Here is a 16,157-nt window from a genome sequence, read left to right as displayed (position 1 = left end):
CCTGAAAAAGATCATGCGACGCGCTGGTCGTCTTGGGTCGCTGCGTTGGCGACGGTTTCGTTCGATTCGTTGCCCACTATCGACAGCAGGTTTTCCAACAGGCTCTGGGCCTGATGAGCCAGGTTCAGGCTCGGCGCGCTGTCTTGCAGTTGGGCGCGCAAGGCCTGTTCCGCTGCGGGCGCAGGTGGTGTGTTTACCGGTTCCTGTCGTGTGGCTGCGCCTTGAGGGCGTTCACCGGTCTCGATCTGGACTGGCGTGCGTTGTTCCTGACCTGAACGGTCGCGGGTGATCAGCACCAGATTCAGGCGTTGTGCGGCAGCCAACTGGCGGTTATCGACAATCAGCTTGCCGCTGCGCGGGTCGAAACGGACCCAGCTTGGCAAAGGCAGGCCATTGCTCATGCGCAGTTGCGGGCTACTCTGGGTGCTGGCGAGCAACGATGGCGGCAGTTGCATTTCGCTGTTTGCATTGCCGTTGGCTGCGACCTGCATCTGCCAGGTTTCGCCCGGACGTGCCGACTGGCTGGAGGCCAGGGTGTCGCTGAGGATGTTGCTACTGCCGAGCAATTGCTCGGTGACGCTGCGCTGACTCGATTCCAGGCCTGTGGAGTCGGGCAGGACAGTGTTCAGCGTGCTGTTTATCTCTGCTGGCAAGCCGAGCGGGCTGATGCCCGGTGGCAAGGGCGTTTCTGTTTGCCGGACTTCATTGAACCCGCTTGGGCGCAGCCCCATCAGCGGCGCGGACTGCGCTGCAACGATAACCGGCTCGGTGACGTTGGTTGTCGGGGTGCTGCTGCCGGTATCCACGTCTGTTGGTGGCGGTGTAATGACGGTACCGCCGCCTGTATCTGGCGGCGTTACTACAGGAGGAACCACGACTGGCGGTGTCACTACAGGCGGTTCCACGACAGGAGGCGTCACCACTGGCGGCGTGATGACGGGCGTGCTGGTTGCCGTGATTGCGACGGTAAAGCTCGCGCTGTTCGAGGTCAGCAAGCCATCGTTGATACTGGCCACCAGTTCCACCTGCGCAGGTGGTGTAGCGGCGCTGTTGAGGTAGGTCAGGTGTTGCAGCACCGACTGGGCCTGCGCCTGGCTGACATCTTCAATGAAAGCGATGGTCAGGCGACCTTCGGTCTGGCTGAACGTGGCGATGGCTGTTCCGTTGAGCAGTATCTGGCTGCCATCGCTCGACAGACCAAGCGTTGCGGAAGGTTGCAGGCCAAACCGGTCTTCGGTGCTGGCACCTTCCTGGCGCGCCAGGGTGAGGGTGGCACCGTTGTAATTGCCTGCGCCATCGTTCAGCGCATCCAGCTCGGCATCGCTGACAAGCCCATTAGGTGCCAGCAGTACGGCATCGCCGCCCTGGGTGAAGTGCGGGGCGATGGTCGGGCTGCTCAGAATCACCACATCCGCGCCGGACCATTCGCTGCCCAGGGCATACAGGCTGCCGTCTGTAGCGCTGACGAGGCTGTTGAAACCTGTCGATGACGAGTAGGCACGAACAAAGGTCAAAGCACCGGTGGTGGCGTCTCGGCTGTACACCAGCAGGCTCGGATCACTGGCCCCGTGGGCAAGATACAACGCGCTGCCATCGGCACTGAGGGTTATATCCTCCAGCGAATAGACACTTCTCAGCCCGTCCCTGACGGTGCCGCTCAGCGTCAGGCTGCCATCGGCGCTGCGGCTGAAAATCCGGATCGAGTTGCTGTTCTTGTCCGAGACATACAGGAAGTCGCCTGCGCTGGACAGGGCAAGCCCGCCGATCGAACTGAGGTTTTGACCGCTGCCCAGTGCTGTCAGTGAACCCGTAAAGCTGAGTGCGCCGGTGGTCGTGTCGCGGCTGAAGATTGCGATGGCGCTGTCCCAGCTATTGCCGACATACACCGAGCGACCATCGCTGGAAATCACCACATCCGAGCTTTGGCCAATGCCGTCTGACAGGTGCCCGGATTGAGTCAGCCTGCCCTGCGCATCGATGGTGAAGGTCGTGATGCCGCTGTTTGAGCTGTCGGCACTGACGGCATACAACGACCTGCCATCTGCGGACACCACCATTTGCCCGAAATAGCTACTGCTTGTGTCGTTGCTGGCAGCAATGCCCACATAGCTGAGTGCCCCGGTAGTGATATCGCGCTGATACAAGGTGATGGTCGAAAGCGCACCTGTCTCGGAAGTAGCCTCGAAACCGGCCACATACAGAAACCTTCCATCGGCCGACAACGTGACCGAGGACACCCGGTCCATGCCTTCCAGAAAGACGTCCCGGTCGCTGAAATACTGGTCGTCGCTGAAGCTGCCTTGCTCGACCAGGCCGTCTGCTGTTCTGGCGTAGATCGTCAGGGTCTTGCCGGCCACGATATAGACGAACTTGCCATCGCTGGAAGTGGCCATGGCTGAAGGTGCCGAGTCAACGCTGCCCGGTGTCAGTTGGGTGGGCTGAGTCGGGTCGGTGATATTGGGAGACGTCAGCACCGTTCCCGGGTTCGGGTTGCTGATGCCGGGAGCGGTATTGGCGGTCACATCGACTGTGGATGCAATGTTCAGGTCGCTGACATCGGTTCCGTCATCCAGTGTGCCGCCGCTGTCCTGAATGCTGACCAGCGTCACGGTGCGGCTGCCCAGGGTCGGTGCCAGGCTGGCATTGCTGTAACGGATGCCATCGATCAGCGTTTGCGCCGCCTCGGTGTCGATGCCGTTAGCCGGGGTGATGATTAATGTGGCGATGCCTGCCGACAGGCTGACTGTGTAGGTGTAATCGCCGACGGTTTGCGTGCCGTCCACCAGTTCCACAAGGGTGCCGTTGATGTTCAGGCGTTCCTGGCTGCCATCGCTCAGGCCGCTGATTTCCAGACGCAGTTCGATGATGAGTTGACCCTGTTCCACCGTTGAAATCTGCGTGTCGCTGAACAGCGCCGTGTTGTTGCCAAAGCTCAGGGTCGGGTCCAGCGCGGTGGCTGACAGCTCAGGCGCATCGTTGATTTCGGTCACGGTTATGGCAATGGTATGCGCGGTCGATGTCAGGCCATCACCATCGTTGATCGACAGGTTCAGGCTGATCTGGCTGCCCGGATCGCTGTTTTCATTGGCATAGGTAATCTGCTTGATAACCAGATTGGCATCGGCGGCGCTGACTGGCTGGCTGGAGGTGAAGGTCAGCACCAGTGCGCCGTCTACCAGGCTGAAACTGGCAATGACGTCGCCGTCCTTGAGCACCTGCTTGCCATCGGCGCAAAGCGTGAAGCCGTTGCCGTCCTGAAAACCGAAGATATCGGCCGCATTGGCACCTTCGCTGCGCACGATACGGATGCTGGCGTCGCGGTAATCGCCATCGCTGTCCAGTTCGACATCGTTGAAGCCTGTGTCTGCGAGCAGTGAAATCGCTGCCGCTTTTTCGGTGTAGGCCAGGTTTGTCGGTACGTCACTGAGCAGCGGTGCGCTGTTATCGCGCATGGTCACGGTGGAGGTCAGGTTCAGCGCTGTGCTGTCGATACCGCCATTGGCTGTTGTGCCGTTATCGCGAATCAGCGTCAGGCCGACCACCCGATCAACGCCGGTGATGGTGGTGCTGTCGTTGTAATAGCCGATGCCGTTTACCAGCGTCTGCGCATTGGCCACGCTGAGGTTGCCGCCACTCAGGCTGACACTGGCGGTTGTGCCGCTGACGCTGACTTCATAACTCAGGCCGCTGCGTGTGATGCCGGTATTGCCTTGGGTGAGGGTGATGCGCGTGCCGTCAACGACCAGCACTTCGTTGGCACCGTCCTGTATACCGGTCACGCTCAGGGCCAGGCCGCTGACCGACTGGGCTCTTTCGCCGGTATTGATGACAGTGTCCTGAAACACGGCAACCGGGTTGCCTTGGGCGGAGTATCTGGGATCGGTGGCGGTGGTGGTCAGAGTGGGGGCGTTGTTGACGTCCACCAGACGCACTTCCACATTCAGCGAGGTGCTCGCGCCCTGGCCGTTGTCGAACGCCAGCACCATGACCGCCAGGCTGCCAGCGTCCGAACTGGTGTTGCTGTAGCCGATCTGCTGGAGCACCTGATTGGCCAGCGCGGTGCTGACCTGACCGGTAAAGGTGATGCTCAGGCTGGAGCCATTGACTGTCAGGTTGGCGATGGCCGTGCCGTTGTTCAGGATTTGCGAACCGTCACTGCTCAAGGTCAGGCTGCTGGTGGGGATAAAGCTCAAGGTGTCTTCGGCGTTGTCACCGCGTTGCGGCGTGACGCTGAAGCTTGCGCCGTTATAGTCACCATTACCGTTGTCGAGCGCGTCCAGGGTCGAGTCGCTGACCAGCGCATCGCTCAGCTTTTGTGGGGCCGTGCCTTCCAGGTAGCGGGTGCTGGCTTCCTGCAGAACGCTGATGCCAGAGCCCGTGACAATCACGCCGCCATCGGCACTTACCTGAATCGCGCTGGCGTCGCTCTGGCCACCGGCTGTGCTATTGAGCAGCATCAGGCCTGAGGTCGTGGCGCTGTAGCGATTGATGGTGCCGTCGCTGAGGGTGGCATAAAGCGTACTGCCGTTACTGCTCAGGGCTGTCGAGGTGATATTGGCCTGGCTTATGGAGTTCTGGACCACAAAGGACTGGTTTTCGACCCGGAACGTGACGATGCCTTCGGAGGTGGTGACATAAAGCGTCTGGCCATCGGGCGATGCATTGATCTGGCTGGGAGACTTGAGCGAAACCGTATTGCCAGCGCTGTCTCGCTGGCCATCGCGGATATAAAACGGCGAACCCAGGTTGCCGTCGGCGTCACGCTGATAAGCGATCAGGGTATGTGGGGGGGAGAAGGTCTGGGTTGTTACGAATACGTAATCTCCTCGGCTCTCCATGGCCGATATGGCGAACATGTAAGGTGGGCTCCATGACGTGTTCTCGACCAGATTCAGTCGCGTCAGACTGCCGCTGTCGCTATCACGGCTGAAGACATAGATCCCTTCGTTGCCGCTATCGACGGCATATACCGATTTGCCGTCGTCCGAGATTTCCAGTGTTTCTATCGTGAGGATGTAATGGCTTTCCAGGAAGACAAGGCTTCCCGTGGCCGGATCGCGGTTGAATACGGCAAGCGTGTCCGAATAGGACCTGCCGTTTGCACCGCTCATAAGGAGCGTTTCGCCATCCGGGCTGATCTTCAGATCAATGATTAAAGTCAGCTGAGTGTCGCTGGCCGTCAGGGTGTTGCTTAGCGTCAACGCGCCAGTCTCGGTATCACGTGTGAAGATGGCCAGCTCACCTGTTCTGCTGGCTGCATACAGGGTCGTGCCATCACTGGACAGTTCGGTATGTGCAATGTTGCTCAGGCCGCTGATTGTGCTCAGGGTTTCCAGGCTTGTCAGAGCGTCCAGACTCAGGTGGGCACCGTTATCGGTCGCCAGCGCTGTGGTGCGCTGGCTTGTGGTGGCGCTTGCCTGATCGTTGTCCGAAGTGCTGCTGTTTTCATGAGCAACGCTGGTTGCGGAGTTGTCCGCCGTTTTATCTGCTGCCGGACTGGCGCTCTGGGTTTCGCTGGCAGCAGCGACTTCTGTCGCAGTGGCGACCGCCGCCGCATCGAACATCATCCGGGGTTCGAGCGCCAGATACAGTCGCTGGAGGCGGGGACGGGCAGGAGAACGCTCAGTCATTGGGACAGTCCTTTGGGGCGTAGACGGAAATAGGGAGGCGCATCATTCAACCAGCAGCACGCGATTGGCCTGGCTCTTGAGTTCATTGGCAATGCTGTCGAACGCGGCCTTCAGATCGCCGGAGGTATCCGATGAATTGCCTTCGATGACATGCAGGCGTTTGCCGCCATCGGTGCAGGGGTTCAGCCAGTCGGCAGGCGTCACGTAGTGGCCGCCGGGGGTATTAATATTTGTGGTGTTGCGGACCACGGCGTAGAAAACGATCCCGTTGTCGCTGAAGGATTGGCAGGTATCGAGATAATGGCGCAGGGTTTCTTTTTCTGAACTCCAGGCAGAGCCTGAATTCCAGTTCATCAGTAGCACAATGGCCTTGCGGTTGGGGCCGCTGCCATCGGCATTGAAATCCAGCGGGTATTGACTGTCGCCCCAGCCGTTGCCCCCACGCCAGTTGGGTGACAAGGCACTACCCGCCCAAACGAGTCCCGGTAACGGATGAATCTGCCAATCGCCTCTGATCTCGCGCACTCGCTCTTCGATCTTGCTTCTGCTGGCTTCCAGAGGCAGCAATGGAGCGTTGGGGGTGCCTTGATCGGTCATGATCGTTTGGTCCGCACCGTTGGCATCCACTGTGCTGAGTGAAAACATGCGGCGCTCGGAAACGACAGGGCGATTGTCCTCCGGGTTCAGGTAAAGCATGTTCGCGGTAAGACGCATCTTCGACTGGGCAGGAGAGGCAATCCAGTCATAGGTCTTGTCCCGGTAGTTGTCTCCCCTGTAGAAGCTCTGTCGCCTGGCTCTGCGATCCGGAAACATGACATTGCTCAAGTCGCCGTATTGCCGGTAGAAACCACGTGTGCGCAAGGACGGGATCGGATCTTCAGTGGTCAGTGCATCTGGAGTTGTCCACTCCTTGAGTCGCGGCTGGTTATTGCGACCGTAGTCGGGGTCGTACAGATTGACCTCGTTGCTGAATGGAATAATGGCTACCCGCAGGTTCTCTTTCTCTTCACGGGTGTTGCCACTGCTGTCCTTGCCGAACAGTTCGCCCAGAAAATGCTCCGTGGCTTCGATATGCAACTGCGCGTCCGGGCTGATGCCGGAGAATATCGAGGCAAAATTCACAGACGAATCAATCGCCAACGCCACCTCCAGCGGCTTGCTGATCAACTCCGCCGTGGAATGCACGGTCAGGTCCTGACTGGCATTACCGCTGACTTGCGGGTCGTGACGGGACGTTGCGGTTACCCGGTAGGTGGGATTGCTGTCGGCGCTGCGTCCTTCTTCGACGGTGACTTCGCCCAGGTTGTCCAGAAGCTGCGCATCCATGCCCAGGTTCTGGCGCACATACGCGGTGGCAAAACCGGTGGGGTCCTTGCTGACGTTTTCATCGCCGTCGGCATTGGCCCGGCCGACGGCCAGGGCGGCGGCGTCGGTCGCGCGCTTGAGTTGCGAGGCGTTGCCGGTCATGCGCGTCAGGTCTATCGCGTAGGCACTGGCCAGTAACAGGCCGCCAGTGGCAAGAATCATGAAGGGCGCGACGTTACCGCGCTGAAGCTTGCGATTGAGCATGAAGCGGTCATTCCTGAAGGGATCAACAGGCCGCTATGACAGCAGCCTTGAGGTTTATACAAGAATAAGAATCTTTCCCAACTAGCAGCAAGGCTGGCTCCATTAAGAAGGCTTAATCAACTCTGGTCCGTGTCCAGACCGGCCTCCTGCGCCAGATCTTCAGCCAGTTGCAGGTCGCTGTTCTGCATGCGGTCCAGAGCGACGCTTTGCAGGATTCTGCCGCCAAACAGCTCGCTGCTCATGGCCAGTTCGGTACTGGCCTGGCAGGTCTGCACGATCAGCATCGAGACCGTGTCTTGCTGTGGCTCTTCGGAGGAAGATGGCGTTGGGCTGCTTTCGGGCAGCTCGCCGCTGTACTGGCTGCTGGCGAAAGGGTCATCGCACAGCCCGGTGGCATTGCCCCGTTGCAGATGCCAGACCACCTCACCGCTGCGCCGGACCTGAGCGATGAAAATCTGATAGTTGTCCTTGCGCGGGCCACGTATGTTCTCGATCAACTGTTCGAGGCCGCCACTGGTCAGCCGATCCTGAATCGCCAGGATCGAGGACAGCGTCGAGGTGCTGCGCTCCATGTCGGTCTTGGCGCGGCTGAGGTTGTAAAGGTCGGCGCAGACAAAACCTGTGCCAAGGATGATCGGCAGGGCCAGTGCAGTTTCCAGCAGGGCGCTGCCGCGTTGCCGCGTACGCTTGATCATTGATCGTTACCAATGAGGGCAGTGTTATAGAGGTTGCCCAGCACCTGACGGTACTCATAGGTAAAGCGGTCGGGCAGGGCGAGCAGTTTGGGCAGTGCGGTGATGTAGGTCTGCTGCAGGGTCACCTTGACGACAATCACCGGCTGGCTGCCGTCGGGCAGTTCCGTGCTGGACTCATCGTCGCTGGCGTCTTCCCCGCCCATGACTTGCAGGGCGCTGTAGGAAGTCGCATCGATCTGGATTTCATTGGCCTTGAGGTAGCCGTAGGACGCCAGCAGAATCCGCTCGGTGATCAGAGGCTGAAGCTGCTCGGTTGCCATCAGGTCGGCTTTCTCGTGACGCAGGCCGCCCAGTGCCGAGTCCAGCGCCAGATTGCCGATGATCACCACCAGCGCAATGCGTGCCAGCTCGAAGAACATCATCAGGCCGATCAGGATCACCGGCATGATCAGCGCGGTTTCCACCGCCGTCACGCCGCGCTGGCTGTGTGGTCCGACCCGCTTCACTGTGGTGTGCCGAGGGCCAGCGGACGCTGGCTGGCGGCGAGCAGTTCGGTCGCGGCAGGGGAGCCTGCATGGATGCGGGCGATGCTGGCCTGCAAGGCTTGCAGCAAGTCTTCGGTATTGGCATCGGGCAGGTTGCGACTCAGGGTCTGACGCGCCTGATCGTTATCGCCCTTGAGCAGATGCGCCAAGGCCAGGTTCAGCACCAGGCTGGGTGTGGCATTGAGGCTGGCGCCTTGCAGAAGCGTGATGGCCTGCTGAGGCTGGTTGCTGCTCAGGTAGGTCATGGCCAGATTGTTCAGCGCTGGCTGGTTGGACGGGTCGATCTCCAGTACTTGTTGAAACAGCTTCTGAGCCTGCTCGGTCTGGCCAAGGCTGTTGCTGGCCACGCCCAGACCATTGAGGCCTTCGGTGCTGTCCGGCTGGGCCTTGAGCGCGCAATTGAAATCCTTCACCGAAGCCTGAAGCTGATTCAGTGCCAGACGCGCACGGCCCATGCCCAGGCAGGTAATCAGGCTTTCGGACGGGCTGAGATTGTCGGCACCGCCAAGGGCGTGTCGGGCACGGCCGTAGAGTTCCAGCGATTGCTGCGGCTTGCGCACCAACGCCGCAACACTGGCGTATTCCAGCAGTTCCCGGGGGCTGAGTTGCTGGCGTTGATCCATCTTGGCGTAGACCTCGGTGGCTGCTTCGATACGCCCGTTATCGCGCAGCACGCGGGCCAGCCTCAGCGCTTCGGCGCTTTCCTTTTTGCTCAGGGGCGCGTTGGTCTGTGGCTGGGCATTGTTACGGTCGAGGCCGGGCAGGCTGGAGCAGCCGCTTGCGCCGATGATCAGCAGCGAAAGCAGGGCGAGGCGTGAAAGGGACAGAGGTGAGGACACGGTATTCTCCAGAGACAAGGCAGGCATCAGTTTTGCGCCAGAGCGCGGACCAGACGGATCATCGCCGGGGCGCCCATGACCGCGATGATCGGTGGCAGGATCAGGACCATCAGTGGCACGCTCATTTGCGCGGGCAGCTTTCCGGCTTTTTCTTCAAGGCCCAGCACCAGGGTCTTGCGACTTTCATCGGCGATGGTGCGCAGTGCCTGTGACAGGGGAGTGCCGTAGCGCTCGGCCTGGATCAGGGTTCCCACCATGCTTTCGATTTCCCGGACGCCCGTGCGCTCGGCAAGATTGAGCAATGCCCGTGAGCGGTCACTGACGATTTGCAGTTCGGCGAAGGTGTAGCGCAATTCATCTGCCAGTTCGGGAGCCGACAGCGCCAGTTCCCTGGCCACCACTTGCATGATGCGGCCCAGCGGCAAGCCGGCTTCGGCGCAGATCACCATCAGGTCCAGGCCATCGGGCACCGAACGGGCCATGCGCCCGCCGCGCCGCGCCGCCCGCCATTTCAGCCAGGCTTCGGGCAGGGTGGTGCCGACGAACAGGGCGATCAGGCCCATGGCCAGACCCTTGAGGCCGAAGCGGCTCTGGGCATCCAGAACACCAAACAGAACGATGCCCAGAAACAGCAGGCCGTTGGCATATTTGGCGACCATCAACAGACCCAGGCTGGCCTGAGCACGAAAGCCCGCCATGCTCAGCAGACGGTTGAGGTGCTGGCGATCCTGTGCCGTGCCGGCCAGATGTTCGCCGGCCGAAGCCAGTGGCAACAGCAGGCGCCGGGCATTGGCGGACAGGGCCAGTTGATCGGTGCGCAGGATGTTGGCCTGGACCTGTTGCTGGCGATTGTGCTCGCTGCGGCCCAGGCGCAGGTCCAGGCTTTTCTCCGAAAGACCCAGGTACCAGCCGAGCAGGCCCAGGCCGGTGCCGGTCAACATCACCCCCAGGGCGAGCAGAATGAGCGTTTCGTTGGTCATGACTGTTGTTCTCCGCAAAAGCGAGCGTTCATCCGACTCGGCTCACCATCAGGTGGTTGATGACCAGCCCCAGCGTGACGCTGGCAAGGGCGTAGAACAGCACCATGTTGCCGGTGGGGTCGTTGAGCAGAAAGCGGAAATCCTGTGGGGCATTGATGTACATGTAGCCCAGCATGGCGGGCACCAGCGATGACACGATCTTGGAGGAGGCCCGTGCTTCGGAGGTCTTGGACAGAATCTTCAGTTGCAGCTCGTGACGGTCGCGCAGGGTGGTCGAGAGCCGGTCCAGGGTTTCGCCCAGACGGCCACCGGCTTCCTGATTGATGATCAGGATCACCGCGAAGAATCGGTACTCGGCCAGTGGCACGCGCAGGGTCGAATCCTGCATGACCCGCCGCAACGGCACACCCAGACGCAGCCAGTGGTCGATGATCGCGAACTCCACGCTCAACGGCCCGCTCAGATGATCGGCAACCAGTGCGAAAGCGTTGCTGATCGGTACGCCTGCACGGCAGGTGCGGGTGATGGAGTCGATGGCTTCAGGCAGGGACTGGCGCAGCTGCTTGTGGTACTTGGCCAGTGCCTGGCGATAGAACAGCGTGAACAGGGCAATGGCGGTGAATACCGCAATCAGGCTGCCGAACAGCAAGGGCATGGGCGTGTCGCGACCAATCAGCACTCCGGCGAAAAAGCCGCCGAGGCTGAATGCAATGGCCCGCGCCTTGAGCGTCTTTCGCCAGCCCAGCAGGTTCAGGTTGATCCACAGATGAGTGATGTGAGTGCCAAGCACGGGCATGCTGCCCAGCGGTGCGCTCTGCATGTCACGCATGATGCTCTCGACCTGGGTGTTCGGTGCATTCACCTTCACCTTTTCGCGCAGCAGTTGCTCCAGGCGCGCCGCACTTTCGGCGGCTCGCTGACGTCGCTTGCTCAGGCTCAGCAGCCCATAGAACGCGAACATGACGCAGGCGAAAACCAGCAGGGTGAGCAAATCGAGGACAGCTTGCATGAGGTGTCCTCTCAAAGGTCGCCAAACAGGTGGGCATGCTGGTTGTAGAACTCGGGCCGTTGGCCGCTGCTCACGTAGTCGCCCAGAATCTTGCCTTGGCTGTCGGTGGAGCGGACCTTGAAGCCGAACAGCTCCTGAGTCTGGATGACGTCGTTTTCCATGCCGCAGACTTCAGTGATCGAGACAACACGTCGTCCGCCGTCACGCTGGCGTTCGACCTGAACCACCAGGTTCACGGCACTGGCGATCTGGCGTCGAATGGCTTCCATCGGCAGTTGCATGCTTGCCATCATCACCATGTTTTCCAGGCGCATGATGGCGTCGCGAGGGGTGTTGGCGTGGACGGTACAGAGCGAGCCGTCATGCCCGGTATTCATGGCCTGCAACATGTCGAAGGCTTCACCGCCGCGTACTTCACCGAGGATGATCCGGTCAGGCCGCATCCGCAGGGCGTTGCGCACCAGATCGCGCTGATCGACCTTGCCGGTGCCTTCGGCACTGACCGGCCGTGTTTCAAGACGCACCACATGGATCTGTTGCAGTTGCAGCTCTGCGGCATCTTCGATGGTCAGGATACGATCGTCTTCGCTGATCTTTTGCGACAACGCATTGAGCAGCGTGGTCTTGCCCGCACCCGTACCGCCGGACACCACGATATTGAGCTTGGCAATCATGGCGCGGTTGAGCACCTGGACCATTTCCATCGACATGGCGTTACGTGCCGCCAGGGATTCCAGCGTCAGGTTGCGGCGCATGAATTTACGGATGGAGATGGTGGTGCCGTCGATGGCCAGCGGGTAAGTAATAACGTTGACCCGGCTGCCGTCAGCCAGCCGTGCATCGACCATGGGGTTGGCTTCGTCGATGCGTCGTCCTACACCGGCCGCGATACGCTGGGCAGTGTTGAACACATGCTCTTCGTCAAGAAACGTGATGTTCGACAGTTCCAGCTTGCCGAAGCGCTCGACGAACACCTGACCTGCGCCATTGACCAGAATATCGTTGACCGTGTCGTCGGCCAGCAGCGGCTGGATCGGCCCGATACCCAGCATCTCGTCCAGCATTTCGCTGGCGATCTGCTCTTCTTCGGGGCGCGACAGTTGCAGGCGGTTGTCATCGCAGATGCGCCGTATCTGGCTTTCGATCTGCTGACGCAGCTTGTCGCGCCCCATGGCCGCCGCCTTGAGCGGGTCGATCTGGTCATAGAGAAAACCGCGAATCAGGCGCCGGTTAAGGTTGGCGCCGCTGTCGGCATTCTTGCTGGCAGGGTTTGCCTTGGTCGTGTTGACCTTCTGCATCTCGATGACCGACTCGCTGCTTTCCTGCACGGGCAAGGGTGTCGGCGCGGGGGCAGGGGTTCTGGGCTTGCGTATCAGCATGATCCGGCTCCTTGTGTCAGGCCGCGTTACGACGGGTCAGGGCGCCTTTGAGGCGGGCCAGCACCGACGTCGCTGCGAGGGCATTGCCCGGTTTGCGGCCACAGGCCAGGTCCGCCAGATTCAGCAGGGCCTGACGAAAGGCCGGTGCAGCGTCCAGGCGCAGCGGGCCGCTCAAGAGGCTGTCGCTCAGTGCGTGTCCGGCGTAAGGCAGGATCAGGTCCACACGTCTGCCGACGAAGGCCTCGAACTGTTCGCGGGCGACTGTCTGATGAGTGCCATGGTTCTGGTTGACCACCAGCAGCAGTTGCTGGCCCTCGCTTTCGTCACCGATCTCTTCAAGCAGGCGCTGGGTATTGCGGGCGCCTTGAATGGTGAATTCGCTGAGCAGGATGCGGGTTTCGACGTGGCGCAACACCTCCAGCGCACCTTGCGGGTGGCCGGATGGCAGGTCCCACACCACCTGATTGAACAGGCGGCACAGGTTGGCGCCCAGCTCAAGCAGGTGATCGGTATCGATAGGGGCGAAATGGTCGGCCGAAGGTTCCTGGGCCAACAGATGCAGGCGGTCATCCAGACGAGTCATGGCCCGTTGCAGAAAGCGGGCATCGATCTCGCTGCTGCTCAAGGCAGCGGCCAGCCCGCAATCGCCCTGAGCCCCCAGCAGCAGGGACAGGTCTGCGTTGTGCCGGTCGTAATCCACGGCGGCCACAGGAATATGCCGTTCGTGTGACAGCAACAGGCTCAGCCCGGCGCTGACCGTGCTGGTACCCAGCCCGCCGGAGCAAGCCGTCACGGCAATGCTGCGACCGGTGCGCACCTGGCTGGTCTGGGGTTGCTGATGGATATTGCGCGCACGCTCCAGGCTGCTGGCCAGCAAGTCCAGTGGTACGGGTTTGCACAGGTAATCCACCACGCCGCTGTGGGTCAGGGCGCGATAAAGGTCGACATTCTGCTGGCTGCCGAGGGCCAGAATCGCACAGCCCGGATCGCACAGGCTCGACAGTTCAGAAATGGCCTGCAAGGGAAATTGCTCGCCATCCAGGTCCACCAGCAGCAGGCTGGCCCGCTGTTCGGCACACCAGGCCTTGGCCGCTTCGATTCCGCCGCTCAGGACCAGCGCCTCGGGCTGGCCCAGGCGCTGCAACTGTTCGGCGAAGCTGCGCTGGTCAGCCGTACTGGCGGCGAACAGGACCGGTGCCAGAAAGGTTTTGTCGCCGCTGGGCAGTACAGTGTTGGTCTTGTCGTTCATGGCGGCGTCCTCAGTCGTCCTGGGAGAAGTCGATGTTCATCAGTTCGGTGGTCTTGCTTTCCTGATAACGCTGCACGGCATTGTTGGCCTGATTGCCATCGGCGCTGTCCAGAGTGCGCGGGCGGACCAGGTCGCGAGGGTCGCTGACCATCCGCGCAATGTTGGCCCGGTTGGCACAACCAAGAGTGCCGACTGCCTGATAAGGGGTCATGGTCCAGGCATCGGCGTTGGCGATTCGGCAGTCGGGGATTTGCGCGACCATGGCCTCGGAAATGACTTGCAGATCCCAGCCGCCAGACTGTTCGGCAGCCTTGAGCTGGACCGGGGCCAGAATGATGCGACTGGCATCCGCGCCGCGTTCGTTCAGTACCCGTGTCAGACGTTTGGCCATCTGCTCACCCGCAGGGGTGAAGGGTTGCAGGGTCAGGCTCTGGTTTTTCAGACGACCCTGATTACTCAGCATCGTGTTGAGGTTTTCCAGGGATTCGGCAGTCAGCCCCTTACCCTGATTGACGGTGTTGAGGGAAACGCTCAGGGCGCTGGGGTTCACCTGAGTGACCGGCATCGGCGTGTTGGCAAAGCGCTTGGCGCGCAGTTCGTTGTACTGCGCGGTACAGCCCGCCATGAGCAAAGGCAGGCAGGCCAGCAGCGCGAGGCGGAAAGTGACAGGCTTCATTTTCAAGGTCTCCATCAGTACAGGTACCCTGCGCTGGCCTGGCGCGGCATCTGCGCATCCATGCCTGGCAGGCCGCGGCCCGGGGTTTGCAGTTCACCTTCGGTGACGGGGTCTACGACATAAGCGGTCGCCAGAATCACCAGTTCGGTGTCCTCTTGTGTGCTGGTTTCACCCTCGAACAGGCGACCGAGCAACGGCACGCCCTTGAGGCCCGGCAGGCCGCTGACTTGCTGGGCAACGTTGCTGCGCAGCATGCCCGCCAGGGCGAAGCTCTGGCCGCTGGCCAGTTCCACCGTGGTGTCGGCGCGCCGAACCTTGAAGGCCGGAATGGTCGAGCCGCCATCGGGCAGGGTCACTGCGCCGTCATCGGACAGGTCGCTGACTTCCGGTGCGATATGCAGGCTGATGCGGTTGGGCGAGAGCAGGGTGGGCGTCATGCGCAGGATCACGCCGTAGGATTTGTAGGTGATGCTGACGTTGTTGTTGGTGATGACCACGATTGGCACTTCACCGCCCGCCGCAAAGCCTGCGGTTTCGCCGGACATAGCCGTCAGGTTGGGCTCGGCCAGGACCGAAGCCATGCCTTCCACCGACAGGGCGTTGATCAGCCCGGTCAGGTTGCCGTCGGTGAAACCGATGGTGTTGGCCGTGCGGATCAACTGACCGGCCTGGGTCGCGCCAGCGATGGTGCCTGCCGATGAGGCCGCGTCGGCGGCGTTGAACAGGCTGGTCGAAGAACCGGTCGCCAGACGGAACTTGCCGCTGTTCATGACCGAGTCCCAGTTCAGGCCCAGAGTATGGCTGAGGTTGCGGGACACTTCGACGACCCGGACCCGGATATTGACCTGTGCCGACAACTCGACCTTGAGTTGGTTGATCACTCGCGGTGCAGCAGGGCCGCCGCCTCCGGGCGCACCGGCTGGAGCGCCGCCACCCGGTCCACCTGCGGCGCTGTCACTGGCGCCGACGGCTGCCTTGACGCTGGCCATGACCTGACGGGCTTCGAGGGGCGTACGAACATGTCCACGAACGATCAGGCCATCGCCTGCCGCCGGTACGAAACTGACCTGCGAGCCCACCACTTCGTTTTCGATCTGTTGGCGCAGGCCTTCCAGATCGAAGCCTGCGACCAGCCGCATGGCTGCGATCACATTGTCGTTGGCGTCCAGTGCATACAGGGTCGTGGCGCCTGACCGCTGGGCGAATACGAAGACACTGCTCGGCGACGGCATCTGGAAACTGGCCACTTCCGGGTCGGCCAACAGCACTTTTGCCGCGGCGCGAGGCAGTTGCAGCAGGCGTCCCTGGCGCACGGTCAGGTTGACTGTCTGGGTTTCACTGATCTGTTGCAACTGGGCACGTTGCTGGGCTGTGATAACCGGCGTGACCGGGGTTTTGGCAGGCATGTCGTAGTTGTCCACGGTCGCCTGTTCGGCCATGACAACTGACGGGCTGACCAGTGTGGCGCTCAAGCCGAGGCCGGCGAGCAGCAAGGAGAGTCCGTTCCGGCCCGAAGCCAGAGGTTGCGCTGTGCGTTTCATGCTGTTTTTTCCGTAAGGGCGTCTGTCGGCGCTACACCGGCCGGC

General features: G+C 61.2%; 11 protein-coding genes. All 11 read right to left on the bottom strand.

Going from position 1 to position 16,157, the window contains the following annotated elements; all coding sequences use genetic code 11:
• Positions 1–11: 11 nt before the first annotated feature.
• Positions 12–5,630 (bottom strand): beta-propeller fold lactonase family protein, encoded by a 5,619-nt coding sequence (locus JL015_RS04960; protein WP_201017670.1) that lies wholly within the window; start codon positions 5,628–5,630, stop codon positions 12–14.
• A gap of 42 nt (positions 5,631–5,672) precedes the next feature.
• Positions 5,673–7,199, bottom strand: coding sequence for a TadE/TadG family type IV pilus assembly protein (locus JL015_RS04955; protein ID WP_201017669.1), 1,527 nt, complete (start codon positions 7,197–7,199; stop codon positions 5,673–5,675).
• A gap of 116 nt (positions 7,200–7,315) precedes the next feature.
• Positions 7,316–7,894: a TadE/TadG family type IV pilus assembly protein gene (locus JL015_RS04950; protein WP_201017668.1), complete on the bottom strand. Its 579-nt coding sequence runs from the start codon at positions 7,892–7,894 to the stop codon at positions 7,316–7,318.
• On the bottom strand, positions 7,891–8,400 hold the full coding sequence (locus JL015_RS04945; RefSeq protein WP_201017667.1) for a TadE/TadG family type IV pilus assembly protein: 510 nt from the start codon (positions 8,398–8,400) through the stop codon (positions 7,891–7,893). Before JL015_RS04945 ends, JL015_RS04950 begins: the two co-directional genes overlap by 4 nt.
• Positions 8,397–9,278: a tetratricopeptide repeat protein gene (locus JL015_RS04940; protein WP_201017666.1), complete on the bottom strand. Its 882-nt coding sequence runs from the start codon at positions 9,276–9,278 to the stop codon at positions 8,397–8,399. The genes JL015_RS04945 and JL015_RS04940 overlap by 4 nt, the downstream gene beginning before the upstream one ends.
• Before the next feature lie 26 nt (positions 9,279–9,304).
• Positions 9,305–10,258 carry a type II secretion system F family protein gene (locus tag JL015_RS04935; RefSeq protein ID WP_201017665.1) on the bottom strand — a complete coding sequence of 318 codons (954 nt, stop codon included), beginning with the start codon at positions 10,256–10,258 and terminating at the stop codon, positions 9,305–9,307.
• 28 nt (positions 10,259–10,286) lie between these two features.
• Entirely contained in the window at positions 10,287–11,267 is a 981-nt protein-coding gene (locus JL015_RS04930) for a type II secretion system F family protein (RefSeq protein WP_201002978.1), read from the bottom strand.
• A gap of 11 nt (positions 11,268–11,278) precedes the next feature.
• Positions 11,279–12,646, bottom strand: a complete 1,368-nt coding sequence (locus JL015_RS04925; protein ID WP_201017664.1) for a CpaF family protein — start codon at positions 12,644–12,646, stop codon at positions 11,279–11,281.
• A 16-nt stretch (positions 12,647–12,662) separates the two neighbouring features.
• Positions 12,663–13,895 carry a hypothetical protein gene (locus JL015_RS04920; protein WP_201017663.1) on the bottom strand — a complete coding sequence of 411 codons (1,233 nt, stop codon included), beginning with the start codon at positions 13,893–13,895 and terminating at the stop codon, positions 12,663–12,665.
• 10 nt (positions 13,896–13,905) lie between these two features.
• Positions 13,906–14,571 carry a CpaD family pilus assembly lipoprotein gene (locus JL015_RS04915; protein WP_201017662.1) on the bottom strand — a complete coding sequence of 222 codons (666 nt, stop codon included), beginning with the start codon at positions 14,569–14,571 and terminating at the stop codon, positions 13,906–13,908.
• A 14-nt stretch (positions 14,572–14,585) separates the two neighbouring features.
• A complete protein-coding gene (locus tag JL015_RS04910) occupies positions 14,586–16,112 on the bottom strand; it encodes a type II and III secretion system protein family protein (RefSeq protein WP_201017661.1) in 1,527 nt (508 codons plus the stop codon).
• Between the last annotated feature and the right edge of the window lie 45 nt (positions 16,113–16,157).

It is taken from the genome of Pseudomonas cichorii, assembly GCF_015471405.1.
Taxonomy (GTDB): Bacteria; Pseudomonadota; Gammaproteobacteria; order Pseudomonadales; family Pseudomonadaceae; genus Aquipseudomonas; species Aquipseudomonas serbiensis.
This window is presented reverse-complemented; position numbering and strand designations above follow the sequence as displayed.